This is a genomic window from Streptomyces violaceoruber (genome assembly GCF_033406955.1).
Taxonomy (GTDB): domain Bacteria; phylum Actinomycetota; class Actinomycetes; order Streptomycetales; family Streptomycetaceae; genus Streptomyces; species Streptomyces violaceoruber.
On record NZ_CP137734.1, the window covers coordinates 440,035 to 459,797 of the forward strand.

At 74.0% G+C, this 19,763-nt stretch carries 18 protein-coding genes and 3 pseudogenes; 10 read left to right on the forward strand and 11 right to left on the reverse strand.

The features are described 5' to 3' along the window. Positions 1–126 precede the first annotated feature (126 nt). Both R2E43_RS02160 and R2E43_RS02165 read left to right on the forward strand, forming a co-directional pair. Positions 127–1,464 (forward strand): lipase family protein, encoded by a 1,338-nt coding sequence (locus R2E43_RS02160; RefSeq protein WP_011031634.1) that lies wholly within the window; start codon positions 127–129, stop codon positions 1,462–1,464. A gap of 137 nt (positions 1,465–1,601) precedes the next feature. Next, a complete protein-coding gene (locus R2E43_RS02165) occupies positions 1,602–3,089 on the forward strand; it encodes an MFS transporter (RefSeq protein WP_136207915.1) in 1,488 nt (495 codons plus the stop codon). Here the strand turns inward: R2E43_RS02165 and R2E43_RS02170 are convergent. Further along, positions 3,053–3,991: a DMT family transporter gene (locus tag R2E43_RS02170; RefSeq protein ID WP_093458010.1), complete on the reverse strand. Its 939-nt coding sequence runs from the start codon at positions 3,989–3,991 to the stop codon at positions 3,053–3,055. The genes R2E43_RS02165 and R2E43_RS02170 overlap by 37 nt on opposite strands. Before the next feature lie 243 nt (positions 3,992–4,234). On the opposite strand from R2E43_RS02170, the gene R2E43_RS02175 reads away from it, so the two are divergent. Then, a complete protein-coding gene (locus tag R2E43_RS02175; protein WP_381994701.1) occupies positions 4,235–4,957 on the forward strand; it encodes a hypothetical protein in 723 nt (240 codons plus the stop codon). Between the two features lie 5 nt (positions 4,958–4,962). Here R2E43_RS02175 and R2E43_RS02180 read toward each other — a convergent pair whose 3' ends face one another. The 3 genes and pseudogenes from R2E43_RS02180 to R2E43_RS02190 form a co-directional block, all read right to left on the reverse strand. Next, complete coding sequence (locus tag R2E43_RS02180) at positions 4,963–5,454, reverse strand: MSMEG_6728 family protein (RefSeq protein WP_003971750.1); 492 nt, start codon at positions 5,452–5,454, stop codon at positions 4,963–4,965. A 16-nt stretch (positions 5,455–5,470) separates the two neighbouring features. Continuing rightward, positions 5,471–5,563 (reverse strand): hypothetical protein, encoded by a 93-nt coding sequence (locus tag R2E43_RS02185; RefSeq protein ID WP_374105118.1) that lies wholly within the window; start codon positions 5,561–5,563, stop codon positions 5,471–5,473. A 38-nt stretch (positions 5,564–5,601) separates the two neighbouring features. Beyond that, positions 5,602–5,898: pseudogene (locus tag R2E43_RS02190) on the reverse strand (FAD-dependent oxidoreductase); the annotation flags it as partial. A gap of 376 nt (positions 5,899–6,274) precedes the next feature. Between R2E43_RS02190 and R2E43_RS02195 the strand changes: the two are divergent. Next, positions 6,275–6,439 (forward strand): annotated as a pseudogene (locus tag R2E43_RS02195) (lycopene cyclase family protein); the annotation flags it as partial. 46 nt (positions 6,440–6,485) lie between these two features. Further along, a pseudogene (locus R2E43_RS02200) lies at positions 6,486–6,911 on the forward strand (FAD-dependent oxidoreductase); the annotation flags it as partial. A 47-nt stretch (positions 6,912–6,958) separates the two neighbouring features. Here the strand turns inward: R2E43_RS02200 and R2E43_RS02205 are convergent. From R2E43_RS02205 to R2E43_RS02215, 3 genes are read right to left on the reverse strand one after another with little or no spacing between them, the layout of a single operon-like run. Then, positions 6,959–7,837, reverse strand: coding sequence for an SDR family oxidoreductase (locus R2E43_RS02205; RefSeq protein WP_189285160.1), 879 nt, complete (start codon positions 7,835–7,837; stop codon positions 6,959–6,961). A 43-nt stretch (positions 7,838–7,880) separates the two neighbouring features. Further along, positions 7,881–9,500: a phytoene desaturase family protein gene (locus tag R2E43_RS02210; RefSeq protein WP_332055849.1), complete on the reverse strand. Its 1,620-nt coding sequence runs from the start codon at positions 9,498–9,500 to the stop codon at positions 7,881–7,883. Beyond that, positions 9,493–9,999, reverse strand: coding sequence for an SRPBCC family protein (locus R2E43_RS02215; RefSeq protein WP_332055850.1), 507 nt, complete (start codon positions 9,997–9,999; stop codon positions 9,493–9,495). Before R2E43_RS02215 ends, R2E43_RS02210 begins: the two co-directional genes overlap by 8 nt. A gap of 263 nt (positions 10,000–10,262) precedes the next feature. On the opposite strand from R2E43_RS02215, the gene R2E43_RS02220 reads away from it, so the two are divergent. Beyond that, on the forward strand, positions 10,263–11,435 hold the full coding sequence (locus R2E43_RS02220) for a S1 family peptidase (protein ID WP_332055851.1): 1,173 nt from the start codon (positions 10,263–10,265) through the stop codon (positions 11,433–11,435). A gap of 201 nt (positions 11,436–11,636) precedes the next feature. Here the strand turns inward: R2E43_RS02220 and R2E43_RS02225 are convergent, their stop codons facing one another. The 3 genes from R2E43_RS02225 to R2E43_RS02240 form a co-directional block, all read right to left on the reverse strand. Next, positions 11,637–12,080, reverse strand: coding sequence for a hypothetical protein (locus R2E43_RS02225; RefSeq protein ID WP_011031627.1), 444 nt, complete (start codon positions 12,078–12,080; stop codon positions 11,637–11,639). Positions 12,081–12,235: 155 nt separating this feature from the next. Next, on the reverse strand, positions 12,236–13,576 hold the full coding sequence (locus R2E43_RS02230; protein WP_210983960.1) for a cation:proton antiporter: 1,341 nt from the start codon (positions 13,574–13,576) through the stop codon (positions 12,236–12,238). 2,215 nt (positions 13,577–15,791) lie between these two features. After that, a complete protein-coding gene (locus R2E43_RS02240) occupies positions 15,792–16,205 on the reverse strand; it encodes an SRPBCC family protein (RefSeq protein WP_003971761.1) in 414 nt (137 codons plus the stop codon). 35 nt (positions 16,206–16,240) lie between these two features. On the opposite strand from R2E43_RS02240, the gene R2E43_RS02245 reads away from it, so the two are divergent. After that, entirely contained in the window at positions 16,241–17,554 is a 1,314-nt protein-coding gene (locus R2E43_RS02245; RefSeq protein ID WP_011031624.1) for a PP2C family protein-serine/threonine phosphatase, read from the forward strand. 37 nt (positions 17,555–17,591) lie between these two features. Here the strand turns inward: R2E43_RS02245 and R2E43_RS02250 are convergent, their stop codons facing one another. Continuing rightward, positions 17,592–17,903 (reverse strand): hypothetical protein, encoded by a 312-nt coding sequence (locus R2E43_RS02250; protein ID WP_003971763.1) that lies wholly within the window; start codon positions 17,901–17,903, stop codon positions 17,592–17,594. Positions 17,904–18,050: 147 nt separating this feature from the next. Between R2E43_RS02250 and R2E43_RS02255 the strand changes: the two genes are divergently transcribed. From R2E43_RS02255 to R2E43_RS02265, 3 genes are read left to right on the forward strand one after another with little or no spacing between them, the layout of a single operon-like run. Next, the gene (locus R2E43_RS02255; protein WP_030868774.1) at positions 18,051–18,761 is read left to right on the forward strand and encodes a nucleotidyltransferase family protein; all 711 of its coding nucleotides are present in this window, start codon (positions 18,051–18,053) and stop codon (positions 18,759–18,761) included. Next, positions 18,758–19,015: a BON domain-containing protein gene (locus R2E43_RS02260; protein WP_003971765.1), complete on the forward strand. Its 258-nt coding sequence runs from the start codon at positions 18,758–18,760 to the stop codon at positions 19,013–19,015. The genes R2E43_RS02255 and R2E43_RS02260 overlap by 4 nt, the downstream gene beginning before the upstream one ends. After that, complete coding sequence (locus R2E43_RS02265) at positions 19,012–19,740, forward strand: metallophosphoesterase family protein (RefSeq protein WP_093457636.1); 729 nt, start codon at positions 19,012–19,014, stop codon at positions 19,738–19,740. The genes R2E43_RS02260 and R2E43_RS02265 overlap by 4 nt, the downstream gene beginning before the upstream one ends. Positions 19,741–19,763 lie beyond the last annotated feature (23 nt).

Sequence of the window (19,763 nt, forward strand, 5' to 3'; positions counted from 1 at the left end):
CAGGTGCTACCCGTGGTAACCCCTGTCCGGTTACGGTCCCGTAACCCCCCAGGAGCAGCGCGACCACGGCCCCGGCCCCACGGGACCGCGGACGACCGGATCCGGCCCTTCCCCAGGAGGTTCGCCATGCCCCCACGTCCCCGCATGCTCGCCGCGGCGATCACCGCCGCGCTCGCCCTCGGTGCCCAGGCCGTCCCGGCCGCGGCGGCCGACGGCCCGGCCGGCGACTCGACGGCCACGACGTCCCGCGGCGTCGAGATCCCCGCCTTCTACACCCCGCCGTCCGAACTCCCCGCGGCCGACGGCACCCTGATCCGCCATGAACCGCTCCCCCTGGCGCTGAGCCTGCCGGGCATCGACGGCCCCCTCCCCGGCCGGGCCACCCGGCTGATGTACAAGTCCACCGACGCGAACGGCGAAGCCGTCGCCGTGACCGGCGCCTACGTCGAACCGGCCGCGAAGTGGCGCGGCGACGGGCCCCGCCCCCTGGTCGCCGTCGCGCCCGGCACCATGGGGCAGGGCGACCAGTGCGCCGCCTCGATGGCCCTGGAGCACCCGTTGCAGCTCAACGGCCAGACGGTCTCGGTCGGTTACGAGGACCTGTCGGTCTACCGGCTGCTGCTGCGCGGCGTCGCCGTCGTCGTCACCGACTACGTCGGCCTCGGCACCACCGACCGGCTGCACACCTACGTCAACCGCGTCGACGGGGCCCACGCCGTGCTGGACGCCGTACGCGCCGCACGCTCGCTCGACTCGGCGTCGGTCACCTCGGACTCCCGGGTGGGTCTGTTCGGGTACAGCCAGGGCGGCGGTGCCACGGCGGCAGCGGCCGAGCTCCAGCCCTCCTACGCCCCGGACGTCCAGCTGGCGGGCACCTACGCCGGGGCCCCGCCCGCCGACCTCACCGAGGTGACGAAGGCGATCGACGGCAGCGACCTGGCGGGCGCCCTGGGCTGGTCGCTCAACGGCTTCCTGCAGACCGAGCCCGCCCTGCGGCCCATCGCCGACCGGTACATCAACGAGGCGGGGCAGGAGGCGCTGAAGGACCTGTCGACCATGTGCGTGGGCGACGCGCTCTTCGGGTACGGCGGCGACAGCAGCACGGACTGGACGAGGACCGGCCAGTCCATCAGCGACGTCATCCGCGCCGAACCCGCGCTGCAGAGCTTCCTCGCCGAGCAGCGCATCGGCTCGACCGCGCCCGGCAGTCCGGTGCGCGTGGCCACGGGCGTCAGCGACGACCTGGTCCCCCACGGCCAGGCCCGCCGACTGGCCGTCGACTGGTGCGGCAAGGGCGGGAAGGTGACCTACGTGCCGGTGCTGATCCCGGGCGTGGGCAGCGGCCTGCTCAACCACTTCGCCCCGTTGCTCGCCGACCAGGGCAACGCCATCGCCTGGCTCACCGACCGGCTCTCCGGCGAGCCCGCCGGCTCCAACTGCTGGAGCATGCCGGTACAGCCCTGAGCCCTGTCCCCGGCATGCGCCGACCCCGGGTTCCTGCACAGAATTCGCTCAGGCGAACCGTGGCGGAGCGACGGAGAGGCGACGGCGTGGTGGAGGCGAAGCCCGACGGCGGGTCCGGCCCCCCGGACGGGGCGAAGATGCCGAGCACGATCGCGCACCTGCCGCAGCAGGTGCGCGAGGAGCTGACCCGCCGGCTCCGGCGTACCAGGCGGGCCTTCGGCGAGGACGACGTCCAGGTCGTCGAGGCACCGCTGCTCAAGCGCGCGGTCGGGGCCTCGGCGCTCGGCAACTGCATGGAGTGGTTCGACTTCGGCGTCTACAGCTATCTGGCCGCCACCATCGGAAAGGTGTTCTTCCCCGGCGCCTCCCCTGCCGCCCAGGTCATCTCCTCCTTCGCCACCTTCGCCGCGGCCTTCGTCGTACGCCCGCTCGGCGGTCTGGTCTTCGGGCCGCTCGGGGACCGCGTCGGACGGCAGAAGGTGCTCGCCACCACCATGATCATGATGGCTCTCGGCACCTTCTCCATCGGCCTCATCCCCAGCTACGCCACCATCGGCATCGCCGCCCCGATCCTGCTGCTGCTCGCCCGAATGGTCCAGGGCTTCTCCACGGGCGGCGAGTACGGCGGCGCCACCACCTTCGTCGCCGAGTACTCACCCGACCGGCGGCGCGGCTTCCTCTCCAGCTGGCTCGACTTCGGCACCTTCGTCGGCTACGCCCTCGGTTCGGCGCTGGTCACCGTCCTGAACCTGGCGCTGACCGACGCCCAGATGCTGCACTGGGGCTGGCGGCTGCCGTTCCTGATCGCCGGGCCGCTCGGTGTCATCGGCCTGTACATGCGGCTCAAGCTGGAGGAGTCGCCCGCCTTCCAGCAGCAGCTCGACGAGCACGAGAAGGGCCTCGCACAGGAGTCGGCGGGCAGCGAGTTCAAGACCATCGTGCGCGAGCACTGGCGCCCGCTGCTGGTGTGCATGGGCCTGGTACTGCTCTACAACGTCACCAACTACATGGTGACCGGCTACCTGCCGACGTACCAGACGGAGACCCTGGACCGCTCCAGCGGCTTCGCGGACGTGCTGGTGCTGATCGGCATGGTGTGGATCGTGCTGCTGATCACCTTCCTGGGCCGGCTCAGCGACCACGTCGGCCGCCGCCCGCTCTACGCCACCGGCGCGGCGGCGATGATCGTGCTCGCCGTCCCGGCCTTCCTGCTGCTGAGGGCGGACGGTGTCTGGGCGCCGGTGGCCGGGGTCCTGCTGCTGTCCACCCTGCTGGCCTGCTTCGCCGCGCCGAGCGCCGCCACCCTGCCGGCGCTGTTCCCGACCGCCGTGCGCTACGCCGCCATGGCCATCGGCTTCAACTTCGCCGTCGCGGCCTTCGGCGGCACCACACCGCTGGTCGCCGAGGCACTGGTCAGCATCACCGGCGACGAACTGGTGCCCGCCTACTACCTGATGGTCGCGGGCGCCGTCGGCCTGGTGACCGTGAAGTTCCTGCCCGAGAGCGCCCAGGTGCCGCTGCACGGTTCGCAGCCCATGGTCGGCTCCCGGCAGGAACAGCGCGAACTCATCACGACCTCGAAGGCCCTCTACAGCTTCTCCAAGGACCGCTCGGGCGCCGTCTGACGCTCCGCCGCGGACCGTCGTGCGCGCGCGGACGGGAGTGCGGCGCCCGACCCCACGGCGACCCCGGCGAAGACCAGGGCGCTGCCCACCGCCTGGGCGGCGCCGTAGGAGCCGGTGCCGACGAGCGGTGCCGTGCACGCGGCGGCGACCGGGATCAGCCCGGAGAACAGAGTGGCGCGCTCGGCGCCGATCCGCTGCATGCCCATGTACCAGCACACGAACCCGACGACGGTGACCACCACCGCCTGCCACAGCAGCGCGCCCGCCTCCACCGCGTCGGGCCGGCGCAGCCACCCGGTCCCGTCGGCCAGGACACCGGCCAGCGCCGACTCGGCCGCCGCGACGCCGCACACCACGGTGGACAGCAGCCGCGGGCCCAGCGGCCGCAGGACGGGCACCGCCAGCACCGCGAAGCCGACCTCGCCGACCAGGGCGCACACGGAGAAGGCGATGCCCGCGCCGTCGGTGCGCCCCCAGCCCTGGACCGTGAAGGCGCCCACGGCCACGAACAACGCGCCGTACAGGACGATCCGCTGCGGACGGCGCCCCTCCAGGAGGGGGACCAGGACGGCGACGACCACGGGCGCGCAGCCCACGAAGACGCCGGGTACCGCGGGCTCCGCCGTGCGCTCCGCGGCGAGTACGGCCAGGTTGAAGCCGACCATGCCCACGGCCGCCAGCAGCGCCAGGCGCAGCCACCGGGCGGCGCCGAGGGCGCGCAGCCGGGTCGCCGCACCGGGCCCGGCCAACGGGACGAGCAGCAGGAAGGCCAGGCCGTAGCGCAGGAACTGGCCGCCCGCGTACGGGTAGTCGCCGAGCAGGCTGTTGGCGGTGAAGGACCCTCCGACGAGGACGCATGCGAGCGCGGCGAGCAGGGAGCCGCGCGTGGTGGTGGCGTTCATGGCCACGACGCTAGAGAGCGTGGCGGCCCGTCACGGGGTCCACTTCGCGTGCGCTGTCGGGGACCAATCCACACCGGGGACCGCTCACCCGCCCGTCACGGATTCTCCATCACGTGCATGTCCCGTCGATCGCGGGTAGTCGAAGGGTTCCGATGACAACACATCGGGACAGCAAGGGATTTGACGGTTATGAACAGACTTGGGGAGGACTTTCCGGTGCGTACCGGCAAAGTGGCAACCGCTGTGGCGACCGCGAGCGTGTCCGTCGCCCTACTGGCCGGCTGCGGCGGCGATTCGGGTGACGAGGGCAAGCCGTTCGAGGGGCAGAGCGCCGACGACATCGCCGCGAAGGCCGTCGAGGCCACCCGGCAGGCGAAGTCCGTGCACGTGAAGGGCGACACCCGGTTGGAGGACGGCAGCACCGTCACCATCGACGTCTCGGTCGATCAGGAGAAGAACTGCCAGGGCACCATCGGCGCCGGCGAGACCAGGGCCGACGTGCGGCACACCGACGCGACCCTCTACCTGCGCGGCGACGAGCAGTACTGGCGGACCGCCCTCGAGCAGCAGCCCGACGCGGCCCGGAAGATGGCACCGAAGCTCCAGGACAAGTGGGTCAGGATGCCGGCGAACGACGCCTCGACCGCCGGGGTCTGCGACAAGCAGGGCTTCATCGCCGCCATGGACGAGGACGAGTCCGAGCGCCGGGGCATGAAGCGCGGCTCCACGACGGAGGTGAACGGCGAGGAGGCCCTGAAACTGACCAAGGACGCCTCCGGCGGCGAGAAGCTCACCCTCTACGTCGCCACCGAGGGCGAGCCGTACATCCTGAAGACCACCACCGAGGGCGGCAAGAACCCCGGCGGCGTCACGTTCAGCGAGTACGGCAAGACGGTGGACCCGCAGCAGCCGCCGGCCGACGAGACGGTCGACATGAAGGAACTCGCCGGCGAACAGCAGACCTGACCGCCCTAGGACCTGCCGCCGTCTGCCTCCCCACGCTCCCGGTCCGAACTCGGCCATACATAGGGCAGGTCGTCCGGGACCCCCGGGAACAGTTCGGCGTACACCTCCGGTTCCTTGCGCACCAGGGCCGAGCGGTGACTGCGGTGGAAGGCCTCGTCGCCGAGCCAGGGCGGCAACTCCCCGGCGGCCGACAGCTCCTCCTGGTCGCGCACCGGTTCGCCCGGACGGACCTCGGCGAGTCCGGCGACCAGCGAGGCCGCGCAGCTGTCCTGGTGACCGTGCTCGCGCCAGACCCGGCAGACGTCGAGGCCGTAGCGGACCAGTGCCTCCTCGTAGCCGGTCCACATCCGCACCGCCGGGTGCCGGCGCCAGCCGTAGCCGGGGACGGTGAGTCCGCGCAGCACCTGGAGCGCCTCCACGCGCTGCTTGCCCAGGCGACGCCGGTCGAGGGCAAGCGCCGAGTCCCGGAAACCGGGGTGGGGGAGGAAGGTCTGCATGCGGGTGCCGCTCCGTTCAGCCGGGGAAGAGGCCGCGGACGCGCAGGTGTCCACGGCGTTCGGCGTAGGCGAGGTCGTCGCGCCGCAGGCGGCCGGCGGCGGCGCGCATCAGCGGGCGCAGGGCCGGCGCGAGGCGACGGGCCAGGGGAAGCAGGCTCGGTAGGCGGGGTGCAGGGGCAGCAGTTCGACGCGGTCGCGCAGCCGCTCTCCGACGGCCGCGAAGGCCTCGTCGGCCAGGTCCGGCATGGTCGGCACGGTCGGGCCGGTGTCGAGGTGGTAGCCGCCGAGCTCACGCCGTCCGGCCGGGCCGCCGGGCAGCGGTTCGCGTTCCACGACGGTCACCCGCCGTTCCGCGCCCAGCAGGTGCAGGGCGGCGGACAGCCCGGCGAGCCCGGCCCCGACGACCACGACGTGGTCCGTGCGCCCGGGCACCGTCCGCGTCATCGCACGCCCCGGACCGCGCGCGGCCGGCCCGTCCGGTGGGTGCCGTCGTCGTCGACCGTGCCGGGGCGCATCACGGGGTCCTCTCGTGGGGTCTGGTCATGCCTTCCCCCTTCGCTTCCGGTACGACGCCGCAGGGGCCGGTTCCCGTCCGGCAGTCACCCGTCCGGCGGCCGCCCCTCCGGCAGTCCGCCCTCCGGCAGTGGCCCGTCCGGCGGTCACCCGTCCGACGGTGCCGCCGCCCCGGCCGGGCGCCCTCGTCGCGCCGTTCAGCGCGCCGTACGGCCGCGGGCGGCGACGGGCGGACTACTCCGCCGCACCGGATCGGACCGGCGGGCGGACCGACGGGAAGGAGGCGGGTGTGCTCGACGCGGACATCGTGGTCGTCGGGGCGGGGGCGGCCGACCTCTCCTTGGCGCACCGACTCCCGGCGCGGGCGTCGCCCCGTGCGGTGTCCTCCCTCGTCCTGGTCGATCCGCCGCCGGGGCCGCTGCGCCCGCCGCGTCGCACCTGGTGCTTCTGGGAGGCCGGGCCCGGCCGCTTCGACCCGGCGACGACCGCCTCGTGGGAGTGGCTGCGGGTGCACGGGGGAGGGCGAGGCGGCCCGCTGGGCGGCGCGCACCGGCGGCTGTGTCGTCGAACTTCACGCCTACGCCGTGCCGCCGACGGCGGTCCGGGAGGTCGAGGAGAAGCGGCTCGTCGACGCGTTGCACCGGGTGTATCCGGAGACCCGTCGGGCCCGGGTGGTCGCCGCACGGCACGAGTGGCGGGCGAACTGCCCGCTGTTCACCGTCGGTGGCTACCGCGACCGTCCCACGGTCCGCACTCCCGACCCGGCCCTCGTCGTCGCCGGGGACCTGGTCCGCACGGATCTGCCGGTGGCTCTGATGCAGCTCGCGGCGACGTCCGGGTTCCTCGCCGCCAACGCCCTGCTGGAGCCGTGGGGCGTGCGGAACGAGACGCTGTGGACGGTGTCCGGCGGGGGCCGCTCCGCGCCGCTGCGTGCCCTGGCGCGACGGTTCGGGACGCGCTGCCCCGGCATCGCGCCGGCCGCCCCCGGTGGCTACGTACGTGTTCCCGCCGCGTGGCCGGCCCGGCCGCCCGCGCCGAGCGGACCGGTGGGTCCCAGTTCCTCCTCGGCCTCCAGACGGGGCAGTTCGCGGCGGGACAGCCGTGCCACCACGGGCGGCAGTGACGCGCGCCCCAGCTGCACCAGGCGCAGCCAGCCCGGCACGTACACGGCGGTACGGCGGCGCTCCAGCGCGCGGACCAGCCGGGCGGCGACGTCGTCCGCCGAAAAGGTGCGGCGGGCCGGGGGCGGCATGTGGGCGCGCAGTTCGCGCAGGACCGGATGGCGGTCGGCGTCGCGGATCATGTCGGTGTCGATCCAGTTGAGGTAGGCGATGCCCACGGCGACGCCGCGGTGGGCCACTTCGGCGCGCAGCGAGTGGGCGAAGGCCTCCACGCCCGCCTTGGAGGCGCAGTAGGCGCTCATCATGGGCGCGGCACCCAGCGAGGCCAGCGAGGCGATCTGGAGGTGGTAGCCCGCGGTGTCGAGCAGGTCCGGCAGGAAGGCGCGGGCCGTGTGGGCGCTGCCGGTCAGGTTCACGTCGACGACACGGCCCCACTCGGCGGGGTCCGACGTGGCGAAGGGTCCGCCGTGCGCGACCCCGGCGTTCGCCACCACGACCGACGGTCTCCCCAGGCGCCGGCGCGTCTCAGCGGCCGCGTCGGCCAGCGCGGCGGGGTCGGTGACGTCGGCCTCGACGGCGAGCGCCGGGGTCGGCAGGTCCGCCGCGAGGGCGTCCAGTCGGGGCTTCTCGAGACCGAGCAGCGCGATCCGGGCGCCGCGGAGTGCGCAGGCGCGGGCCAGGGCGGCGCCGAGTCCGCGCGCGGCGCCGGTCACCACGACGGTGCGGTTCTGGAGGGGACTGTCTGTCACCGGTCGGCCCTTTCCTCGGGTACTTGGCGTACGGTCGCGACGGTCAGTGCCGGTCACCCGCCCGGTCCCGCCGGGTCAGGGCCCGCTGGATCCGGGCGAGGCCCGCGAACCGGTGCTGGCGCAGTGCGGCGCGCGCGGCGTTGGCGCCGGGCGCCCCGTGCACGCCGCCCCCGGGGTGGGCGCCCGCGGAGGCGAGGAAGAGACCGGCCACCGGGGTCTCGGGCCGCCCGGTGCCGGGCACGGGCCGGAAGACGAGTTGCTGGTGCATGGCGGTGGTGCCGCCGTTGATGGCGCCGCCCTCCAGGTTGGCGTCCAGGGCCTGGAGCGTCGGCGGGGCGAGCACGCGGCGGGCTCGTATCAGAGCCCGGAAGCCGGGCGCGAAGCGTTCCACCTGGCGTTCGACCCGGTCGGCCATCAGTTCCCGCTCCCCGGTGTCCCAGGTGCCGGTGATGCCCTCCTCGCCCGCGTCGGCGCGGATGTGGTGGGGGACGTGGGTGTAGGCCCAGGCGGACTCCGTGCCGCGCGGTGAGCGGGTCGGGTCCGTGGTGGTCATCTGGCCGAACAGCGAGAAGGGACGGTCGGGGACCTGCCGCATGGCGATCTGGGCGGCGAACCGGGTCAGTTCGTCGAGGCCGTCGGACAGGTGCACGGTGCCGGCCCGCGCCGCCGCCTCGCACTGCCAGGGCACGGGCCCGTCCAGCGCCCAGTCCACCTTGAAGGTGGCGAAGTCCCACTGGAAGCGCCGCAGGTCGGTGAGGACCTGGTCCGGCAGGTCCGCGGGGGCGACGAGCCGGCCGTAGAGGGCCGGCACGGAGACGTTCGCGAGGACGGCGCGGCGGGCGGTGACCGTCTCCCCGTCGGCGGTGCGCACGCCGACGGCGCGCCGGTCGCGGACCAGGACCCGTTCGACGCGCCGGCCGCAGTGCAGTGTGCCGCCCCGGGCGCGCAGCCGGTGGACCAGGGCCTCGGTGAGGGCGCCGGAACCGCCGACCGGCACGGGGAAGCCGTAGGTCTGTCCGAGCATCGACATCAGCCAGCCGAAGCCGCCGCTGCCGGCCGCCTCGGGGGCGAGGTCGGCGTGCAGGGCATTGCCGGCCAGGAGGAGTCTGCCGCCCTCGCCGCGGAACTCCTCCTCGCCCATGCGGCGCACCGGCAGCACCAGGGTGCGGGCGAGCCGGAGTCCGCCCGCGCCGCGCAGCCGCAGGGCCAGCCGGGCGGTGGCGCGCACCGGTGGGAAGGGGGTGAACAGGGCGTCCAGGATGTCGGCCCGGTAGCGGTCCCACACGGCGTGCAGCCGCTCCCAGGCGGCGCCGTCCCCGAGGGCGAAGGCGTCGAGGGAGGCGGCGGTGGTCGCGACGTCGCGGTCGAGGACGGCGCAGGTCCCGTCGGTCAGGGGGTGGGCCAGCACGTGGGGCGCGTGCGCCCAGCGCAGCCCGTGCGCCTCCAGCCGCAGTCCGCCGAGGACCGGGGAGGCGGCGGCGAGCGGGTAGAAGGAGCTGAACAGGTCGTTGACGAAGCCGGGGGCGACCTCGCCGTCGTGCCGCACCGCGCCGCCCGGCTCGGGCTGCTCCTCCAGGACCGTCACGCTCCAGCCGGCGTCGGCCAGCAGGTTCGCCGCCACCAGCCCGTTGGGTCCGGCCCCGACCACGACGGCGTCAGGCACGGCCGGTCCCCGGCCGGTACTCCACGGACCCCGTCGTGTCCGAGGGGTCGGGACGGCACCGCTCACCGGCCGTGGACTCGCACAGTTTCGCGAGCCTGGCGAGCATGGCCCGGTGCCGCACCTGGATCAGCGCCTCGACGCCGACGTTGTGCAGCAGACCACCCGGCCCGCGCAGGGGGTGTTCGTCCACGATCACCAGGCACTGCTCGCCCCAGGGGCGCAGCTCGACGGCGATCCGGGCGGTGCCGAGCCTGCCCGCCTTCGCCTCCAGCTCCAGCTCCGAGCCCGGCACGCAGCGTCTGACCACCGACTCGTTGTTGAGCCGCAGCGGCCCGAGCCGCACCTCGTACGCGATCGTCGCGCCGACCTGCGGCCACTGTCCGGCCCTCGGGGTGACCTGGGAGGGTCCCACGACCCATTCCACGTACAGGTCGCCGTCCGCGAGGACGTCCCAGACCGCGTCCGGTGTCGCCTGGATGAGCCTGTGCCGAATCGCCACGCGTACCTCCCACGTCCAGTGGCCGCGGCGCGGCCGTCATCGTGAGGACGCAGCACTGAGTGCCCCGTCGGCGCCCGGCCAACCGGAGGGAACGTGTCGCCGTGGCGCCGGACCGGCGGCACGGAAAGGCCGTGCATTGGCATGGACCTGATGACAACAGCTGGCTAAGCTCGAAGCGACCCGATGAGAGCGCTCTCAAACCGCGGTTGTTCCATGCCATCTGTTCCACCCCCACCTTGCTGGAACGACGAAGGGCAACTCCCGTGAGACGCAGCAGACTCAGGCACCTCGGCCTGGCCGGACTCCTCGTGCTCGGCAGCCTCACCGCGGTCGGCACCCTGCCGGCCTCGGCGGCCGACGCCCCCGCGCACTCCCCCTCCTCCTCCGAGCAGCCGGCCTCCGCCGGTCTGCTGGACGCGATGCAGCGGGACTTCGGCCTCACCCGGGCCGAGGCCGAGGACCGGCTCGCGGCCGAACGCGAAGCCACCGGCATCGAGACCGCGGCACGCCGGGCGGCCGGAAAGGCCTTCGGCGGTTCGTGGTTCGACGCGGACGCCGGGCGGCTGACGGTGGCCGTCACCTCGGACGCGACACCCTCGGCCCTGCGGGCGGTCCGCGCCACCGGCGCGCAGGTCCGCACCGTGGAGCACAGCGCACAGCAGCTCGACGCGGCCAAGGCGCGCGTCGACCGTCTCGACGCACCGGCCGGAGTGAGCAGCTGGCGCGCCGACCGGGCCACCAACAAGGTCGTCGTGGACGTGGTCGCGGGCGAGCGCGCTGACAACGATGTCCAGAGCTTCCTGAAGCAGGCCCGCGCGACCGCGCCGGTCACGGTGCGGACGGTGCCGTCGGCCCCGCAGACCTTCGCGGCGGGCACCGTCGGCGGTGACCCCTACTACACCGGCAACGTCCGCTGCTCCATCGGCTTCTCGGTGCACGGCGGGTTCGTCACCGCCGGGCACTGCGGCCGGGCCGGCGCCGGGGTCAGCGGCTGGGACCGCTCCTACATCGGCACCTTCCAGGGCTCGTCCTTCCCCGACAACGACTACGCGTGGGTCAGCGTGGGCAGCGGCTGGTGGACGGTGCCGGTCGTGCTGGGCTGGGGCACCGTCTCCGACCAGCTCGTGCGCGGCTCGAACGTGGCACCCGTCGGTGCCTCGATCTGCCGCTCCGGGTCGACCACGCACTGGCACTGCGGCACCGTGCTCGCCCACAACGAGACGGTCAACTACAGCGACGGCTCGGTGGTGCACCAGCTGACCAAGACCAGCGTGTGCGCCGAGGGCGGCGACTCCGGCGGCTCCTTCATCAGCGGTGACCAGGCGCAGGGCGTCACCTCGGGCGGCTGGGGCAACTGCTCGAGCGGCGGGGAGACCTGGTTCCAGCCGGTCAACGAGATCCTCAACCGCTACGGCCTGACCCTGCACACGGCCTGACCGGACGGCGGTGGGGAGGGGCGGGCCGGTGTCCGCGGTCCGTCCCTTCCCGGCCGCCGGTGTCCGCGGTCCGTCCCTTCCCGGCCGCCGGTGGCCGCGGTCCGTCGTCCGTGCGTCTCCGGGCCGCCGGTGTGTCCGCGGTCCGCCCCTCTCCTGACACCTGTGTCCGGGGTTCCGCGGGCCCCCCACGTGCCGGTGGGCTCAGACGTCGCCGGGTCCGGTCCCGGGCTCCGGCACGTCCAGGCCGGTTGCCGTGGTCAGCCGACGGTAGGCGGCCCGCGCGTGGACCAGCCGGGCCAGCGCCGTGCCGACGAGGGCCGCGCCGAGCAGGCAGGCCAGCCAGAACGCGTCCCGCCGGCCGGTCCAGGTGAGCGTGCCGGCCGGCGGTATGGCGAAGCCGTTGAGGGAGAGCCAGCACAACACGGCCGTTCCCGGTGCGGCCGTGAACCGGGCGCAGAGGCCGAGCAGGGCCGCCAGCAGGGAGAGGGCGACCAGGGCGAGTCCCGGACGCCCCGCGCCCACGATGCCGTTGAGCAGCCCGACCAGGAGGAGGGCACCGCCGAACGCGCCCGCCCACACCAGGGGATCCGCGACCGGGCGGGGAACGGGTCTGGCACCGCTGCCCAGAGGCACCCACTCGATCATGCTGACGGCTCCTTCCGGTCCCGGACGCGTCCGACCCCGGCGTCGGACAACGACCCTGTGGGCAGATTGTCCCACCGCAAGCCGGGCCGCCGTGCCGCCCTGAGCGAGGACCGGCCACGCCCGCGGGCCTCGATGCGTGACCCTTCGCGTCCCGGCTAGTGCCCCGCCTCCGTGTGCTCCGGGGAGGACGACGACCCGAACGCGGGAGAGGCCTGGGCCGGTACCGGCACCGGGCCCGGCTCCGGACGGCCGTCGTCTGCGTCTTCCGTCTCCGCGCCGCCGGCCCCGCCGTCCGCCGCCGCGACCGGTGCCCTCGTCCCCGGCAGGAGTCCGCCGACGGCTCGCAGCGCGGCGGCGAGGACGTGCGCACGTCCCGCGACGATGGGGCCGAGGACGGCGAGCACGAGCACGTATCCGGCGATGAAGGGAGCGAGCCGGGCGTCGAGTCCGGCGCCCGCGGCCATGGCGGCCAGGATCAGCGCGAACTCCCCGCGGGCGACGAGGGTGGTGGCGATCTCCGCGGCCGGTTCGGAACCGTAGTGGTAGACCCGGGCGACGCACAGCCCGGCGACGATGTTCATGACGACGGTCAGGGCCGCCGCCGCGGCCACCGGACCGGCGACGGAGGCGAGGTCGCCGGGGTCGATGGCGAGCCCGAAGGCGAAGAAGAAGATGGCCGCGAAGGCGTCGCGCAGCGGGTGCACCAGTTCGCGGATCCGCGGCCCCGAGGGCGTGCCGGCGAGGATCAGACCGACCATGAAGGCGCCGATGGCGTCGGCGACGCCCAGGACTTCGGAGACACCGGCGACGAGCACCGCGGCACCGAGGAAGCTGATGACGAGCAGTTCGTTGTCCCGCGTGTGGATCAGTCGCCCCACGAGCCGGGTGCCGTAGCGGGCCGCGGCCGCCAGTACCAGCAGGAAGCCGAAGGCCTTGCCTGCCTGGAGGGCCGTGTCGGCGACGCCGTGCGCGCCGGAGATCACCGGTTGCAGGGCGGCCAGGTACAGCGCGAGGAAGATGTCCTCGACGACGATGACACCGAGGATCAGGCGGGTCTCCGGGCGGCCGATCCGGCCCAGGTCGATGAGGATCTTGGTGACGATCGCGGACGAGGAGATGCCGAGCACACCCGCCAGCACCAGGGCTTCGCGCACCCCCCATCCGAGGACGAACCCGAAGCCGAGTCCGGCGCCCACGTTCAGGAGCAGGTAGATGCCCCCGGCGGTGAGGAGCCGTTTGCCACCGCTCTTGAGGTCGTCGAGGTGGAACTCCAGCCCGAGGTAGAAGAGGAGCAGCACCAGTCCGAGTGCGGAGAGCATCTCGAAGTCGTGCGCGTCCTCGACCAGGACGAAGCCCGGTGTGTGAGGGCCGAGCAGGATGCCGGCGAGCATGAACAGAGGGATCGTCGGAAGTCCGATCCTCCCGCCGAGGCGGGCGAGGAACGCGGCGGCGACGAAGGCGCCGCCCATGGCGAGCAGGGTGTCAGCGTGTCCCACGGGTCACCGCCTTCGACCGCGCGGAGGTTCGGGAGGGCTTCACTAGACGGGGATGGATGCGGGTTCTCCTTCTTCGGGGATGCGTCATCGGACGAGCGGACGAGCGGACGAGCGGACGGACCAGCAGGCGGCCGGGCGGGGAGCCGGACCGACGGCCGAACGGGCAGACAGACATACGGGCATACGGGCATACGGGCATACCGACACCGGGGCATGCGGGCGGGCACGCCGCCCGGGGCATCCGCGCCGCGACACCGCCCCCGGCACCCGGGTGCGCACCGCAGATCCGGAACGGACCACGCGGCAACGCCCCTGAACGGGCGGCACCAGCCGCCGGCCCACGCCCTCCCCCGGCACCCGCAAGGACCGCCGGGGCGCGACGCCGGTCCACGGTCACACGCCGGGCCACCGCGCGGCCATCGGGGACGACACCCAAATGGTCCGGCGGCCGACACCCATCGCGCCCGCGGGGGAGGCCGCTCGGCGGCCCGAGGAGGATGCGCCGCGGCCGACTCGGGGATCCCGGCCGCGGCGCCTCCTGCCGCCCCGGGTGCGGGAGGACGACGCGCGCCGGGGCATGACCGGCGACTTCCCCGGCTCCCCGTCACGACACTGCACCAACCGAGTGATCGTCAGGGACCGCGCTCCCGCTCCGGGTTCCCGCCGACGATCACGCCGCCCCGGGAACGCCGTCCGCCCCGCCGCGGGATGCGGCGGGGCGGACGGCTTGCGGACGGTCCGTCAGCACGGTGTGGTTGCCATCAACTTCTCGAACGAAGCCATGCAGTCCGGGCAGTGACGCGCCCGTTCACCGTCGGATGCCTCTATACGTTCACGGAGCTGCTGTCCGCAGAGTGTGGCCGCGGCCTGTTTGGACAGTACGTGCCACACCAACGCTCCGCCCGCCTTCTCCGGGCCCACGCACATTTCGTACATGATCGGCCTCCCAGCCTGGACGCCGCTGACACACTCCAGGAGACACCGGTTCGGCCGCGACCAGTAGCGTTCGGGGTCCATTCGGGTGACGGCCACTTCGGCCGCCCGAGGCGGACGCACACCCGCAGGGCTGCAAACGATCAGCCAACCGGCCCTGCACGGGTGGCCGTGTGACGCGCCGTCCACGCGTCCTCTGACGCCTGGTCAGGACGCGCGCACGCCGGTGACGACGAAGCCGCTGCGGGGTCGGGTGGGGATGCGGCGCAGCGGGATGCGCAGCTCCTGCGCGGGGACCGTGCAGTCCGGGCGCGCCAACCGCACCGCCAGGGACTCCAGGGAGGCCGACGGTGACGCGCTCGCCGGGCAGCGGTGACCGGCCGCGGGGGCGCCGCCGCCCTGCGGGACCAGTTCGTCGGGGCGGGTGGCCGGTGCAGGAACCGCTCCGGCCGGAAGGCGTACGGTCGCCCCACAGTTCCTCGTCGTTCTGCCCGTAGCCGTCGCGCAGCGGGATCCCGCCCGCCGGGACGGACTCGCCGTGCCTGGTCGGCTCCGTCGCGGTCCGGCCGCCGAGGAACGGGGCGAACGGGTAGAAGCGGCGGACCTTGCCCGAACAGGGTGTCCAGCACGGGTGCCGGGACGGCGCCGTGGCGGTGGACGTGCGACTCCTCGTAGAAGAAGCGCACGGCTTCCGGTCCCCGCACGGCCGGCGCGGGCCTGCCGAGCAGCCGGGTGCGCGGCACGGAGCCGGTGCCGTCGCGCATGCGGTTCGGCAGCCAGACGTACCCCTCGACGAGCAGTGCCGGGGTGCGGTCCATCGGCGGGCGGTGGTGAGCGTCCACGGCGGGGTGGATGCCCCGGCGCCGCGGACGGACACCCGGGCCGCCCGTGGGAGGTCTCCGGGTCGCGGGCCGCCCTGAGAGTGGTCAGGGACACCGGCGTCCCGGTCGTCACCGACGCTTCGCCCCGTCACCGCGCCGGCCGCGCCGGGTGGCGGGGACCCGGCGCCGACCGGCGTCTGCGTCCGGGGGGCGGACGTCCGCCTCCGCCGGGAGCCCGCCACCGACTCCGACGTGCTCGCGGTGCGCTCCGCCTACTGGCTGGACGCCGTCTGCCGGAAGCGGGGCAGTACGTGAACGACCCGGCCGTCGGCGGCAAACGACCGGTGGACTGCCGTGCGGGAGTGCTCGGTCAGCGACGTCGCCCGGGTGAACAGCCTCCGGCCGAGGGACGGCGAGAGGATCGCCGGCGTTCCCGACCGCCGAGGGGCGCCTCGTCCTCCTCAGCCGGCCGCGTTGTCGGTGCGCAGCCTCACCTGTTCCTCCAGCCGCCGCAGGCTGCCGTCGAGGGCCTCGGCGACCGTCCGCCGGCCCGGGTCGTGGGTGTCGTCGAAGAACGACAGGTGCACCGTGACCTCGCTGGCCCCGCTGTCGAGCCCGGCGACCTGCAGCCAGCCGGCGTAGCTGCCCTGTTCGCGGGTGCCCCACTCGAGCCGCAGCTGCTCGGGCCGGGCGCTCAGCAGCGCCGAGGTGTCCTGGTCGGTGCGGTCCTCGTGCACGGTGACGGCGGGCGGTTCCTCCGGCTCCACGTGCAGGTCCCGGGGCAGCCAGGTCGCCAGCTGTCCCACGTTCGCGGCCTGGTCGAAGACCTGCTCGGGCTGGGCGGGCATGGTGCGGGAACGCTCGTACTCGGTCATGCGGCACCACTCCTCGGCGCTCGGGGTCGTACGAGGTGACGCGTGCCCCTTCCGGCGGGACCGAAGCGCCACCCGGTCGGACGGCACGACGGGCGGGGTGGGACGGGCGGTGCCAGGCTGCGGGGCATCGTTCCCGCCGCGGCGGGCTCTCGACGGGAGGAGACGAGGTGTCCACGTCGGACTCGGACGACGCCGGGCTGCGCAGCTTCCTCGCCGATCCGGCCCACCTCACCCTGGACCTGCGCACCGCCACCGCCCGGTGCGTCAAGGCCCTGGGACTGCGGCACGCCGTCGTCTACCTCGTCGACCTCCAGCAGCGCCACCTGGTGCCCCAGACGGCCGTGGCCCCGTCGGTGCCGGTCGACGGTTCGCCGGCGGGGTGGGCGTACCGCACCCAGTCGCTGCGGGTGGAGGAGTCCGGAACGGGCGGCGGCATCACCGCCTGGTTCCCGCTGCTGGACGGCGCGGAGCGGCTCGGCGTGCTGGCCCTGTGCGAGACGGCCCTCACCGCCTCCTCGCTGACCCGCGGCCGGGCGCTCGCCTCGCTGCTCGCCATGGTGATCACGTCCAAGCGGCTCTACGAGGACTCCTTCGTACGGCGCACCCGCACCGAGCGCATGACGCTGCCCGCCGAGATGCTCCGCGCCCTGCTGCCACCGCGCACCATCGGCAACGGCAACGTCGTGTCGACGGCCGTGCTGGAACCCGCCTACGAGATCGGCGGCGACGCCTTCGACCACGCGCTGACGGAGACCACGCTGCACGTGGCCGTCCTGGACGCGATGGGACACGACCTGGCCTCCGGACTGACCACTACGGTCTCGCTGGCGGCCTGCCGCAACGCCCGGCGCACCGGCGCGGACCTGCCCGAGCTGGTGCGCAGCGTGGACGAGGCGCTGTCCAGCTGGCTCCCGGACAAGTTCTGCACCTCGGTCATCGCGCAGCTCGACCTGGTCACCGGCGTGCTGCGCTGGGCCAACTGCGGTCACCCCGCGCCCATTCTGATCCGCGACCAGCGGCTGGTCATCGACGCGATGGAGCGCGACGCCGACCCGCCCATGGGCATGCCGTCCCTGCTCAGCCCGCACGCGCGCCGGACGCACGAGATCTCGCTGGAGCCCGGGGACCGGGTGCTGATGTACACCGACGGTGTCGTGGAGGCCCGGACCCGGGAGGCCAAGCTGCTGGGCCTCGAACGCTTCGCCGACTACGTCATCCGGGCCACGGCCGGGGGTGAGCTGGCGCCGGAGTCCTTGCGCCGGCTGATCCACTCCATCCTGGCCATGCAGGAGGGGCGGCTGCGGGACGACGCGACGCTGCTGATGTTCGAGTGGCGACCGCCATCGTGAGGCGGCACAGACGGCACCGGCGGCACCGGTGTCCGCCTCACACGGCGTGCCCGCGGGCGCGCAGCCAGGCGTGCACGGTGTCCTTGTCCGCCGGGGTGATCCGCACGGGGCCCGCAACGTAGGGGCCCTCGTCCTCGGTGAAGCCGGTGTCCGTGACCCTGGCGGTGACCCAGGTGGCCAGGTCCTGGGCGGACCGGTCGGACAGCGCGTCCCGTTCCCATCCGTCCCGGGCCTCGCCGGCGGCCTCGGGATCGTGCCGCTCGGTCTCGGCCAGCCAGGCCGCCACCAGCCGTTCTACGGTCCGGCGGTCGGCGGAGCCGGTCCGCTGTCGCATCCGCTCGTCGCTCATGCCGGCCGAGTGCCCGCGATCCCCGCGCGCCTCACACCGGCACCTGCCGCGGTGTCGTCGGTACGGCGCCGGGTACCCGCCCGGCGAGAAGGGGAGGGCCGGTCCGGTCCGTTCCGTCGACGGCGACAGCCCGGGAAGGGGACAACGATGAGGCAGCCCGCAGACGATCAGGCAACCGGCCGACGGGCCGGCGTCTCCGAGCTGCGCCCGGCCGACGGGGACCGCGGCCCCGCACCCCGCCGTGAGGCACCCCACGAGGATCTCCCGCTCGACCGCAACCAGGCGATCCTCCAGGCCGCCAAGCAGGTGGGCTCGACCCTGAAGAAGGCGGAGCACCCGTTCGCGCTGGCCGGCAGTGTCGCCGTGTACGCGCACGGCGGCACCCAGAACCTTCAGCACGACGTCGACTTCTGCATCCGTCCCGAGGACGCCGACGCCGTCGCCGCGACGCTGCGGGAGGCGGGGCTGACGGTGTACACGCCGCCCGAGGACTGGCTGCTCAAGGCGGACTGCCTGGGGCAGCAGGTCGACCTGATCTTCGAGCTGGCGCACGAGCCGGTCACGACGGCTCTGCTGGACCGGGCCCGGGATCTGTCGGTCGACTCGGTCCTGATGCCGGTCCTGTCGCCGACCGACCTGCTGCGCGGTCTGCTGGCCGCCTTCTCGGAGCACCACTGCGACTTCGGTGCGGTACTGCCGATCGCCCGCACCCTGCGCGAGAAGATCGACTGGGCGGCACTGCGGCGCGACTGCGGCGACGATCCGATGCCCGCCGCGTTCTTCTTCGTTCTCGAACGGCTGGAGATCATCCCTCCGGCCGGTCCGCCGGCCACCGCCTCGAAGGAGGACCAGCGATGAGCGACCCAGGCGTCCAGAACGTCGAATACCGGGTGGCGCACCTCCAGGACCGGCTCGCCGCGGAGGAACTGGGTGAGCTCGGCGTACGTGCCGAGGTCCGGGCCGGGGCGGTCGCGCTGACCGGCACGGTGCCCTCGGCGCAGTGCCGCGAGACCGTGCTGCGCCTGGCCCGTGAGGAGCTGGCCGGGCTGACCGTGCACGCCGACGTCGTGGTGGCTCGGACCACCCGCCCCGACCAGGCGGAGGAGCTGTGACGATCCGGGTCGCCGCCGTCGGGGACATCCACATGGGACCCGACAGCGAGGGGCTGCTGCGGCCGGCCTTCGAAACCCTGCCCGACTGTGCCGATGTGCTGCTGCTGGCCGGGGACCTCACCCGGCACGGCACCCCTCGGGAGGCACGGGTGGTCGCCCGGGAGGTGCGGGACCTGCCGGTGCCGGTGGTGGCGGTCCTCGGGAACCACGACCACCACGACGAACGGCCCGAGAAGGTCACCGCGATCCTTCGGGACGCCGGGGTGACCGTGCTGGAGGGCGAGGCGACCGTCGTGGAGTGCGCCGGGGGCCGGGTGGGGATCGCCGGGACCAAGGGCTTCGGCGGCGGGTTCGTGGGGCGCAGCGCCGGTGAGTTCGGTGAGCCGGTGATGAAGGAGTTCGTGCGGACCACCCGCCGTTCGGCGGACAGCCTGCACGCCGCGCTGAAGCAGCTGGCCGAGGAGGACTGCGCGGCGCGGGTGGCGCTGACGCACTTCTCCCCCGTCGCGGACACGCTCGCCGGGGAGCCGCCGGAGATCCATCCGTTCCTCGGCAGCTACCTCCTGGCGGAGGCGATCGACACGGCCGGCGCCGACCTGGCCGTCCACGGACACGCCCACCTGGGCACGGAGCACGGGATGACGGCGGGCGGAGTCCGGGTGCGCAACGTGGCGCAGCCGGTCATCCGCCGGGCCTTCAACGTCTACCGGCTGGACGGGGACTGACAACGGGCGCTGACCGCCCGCCC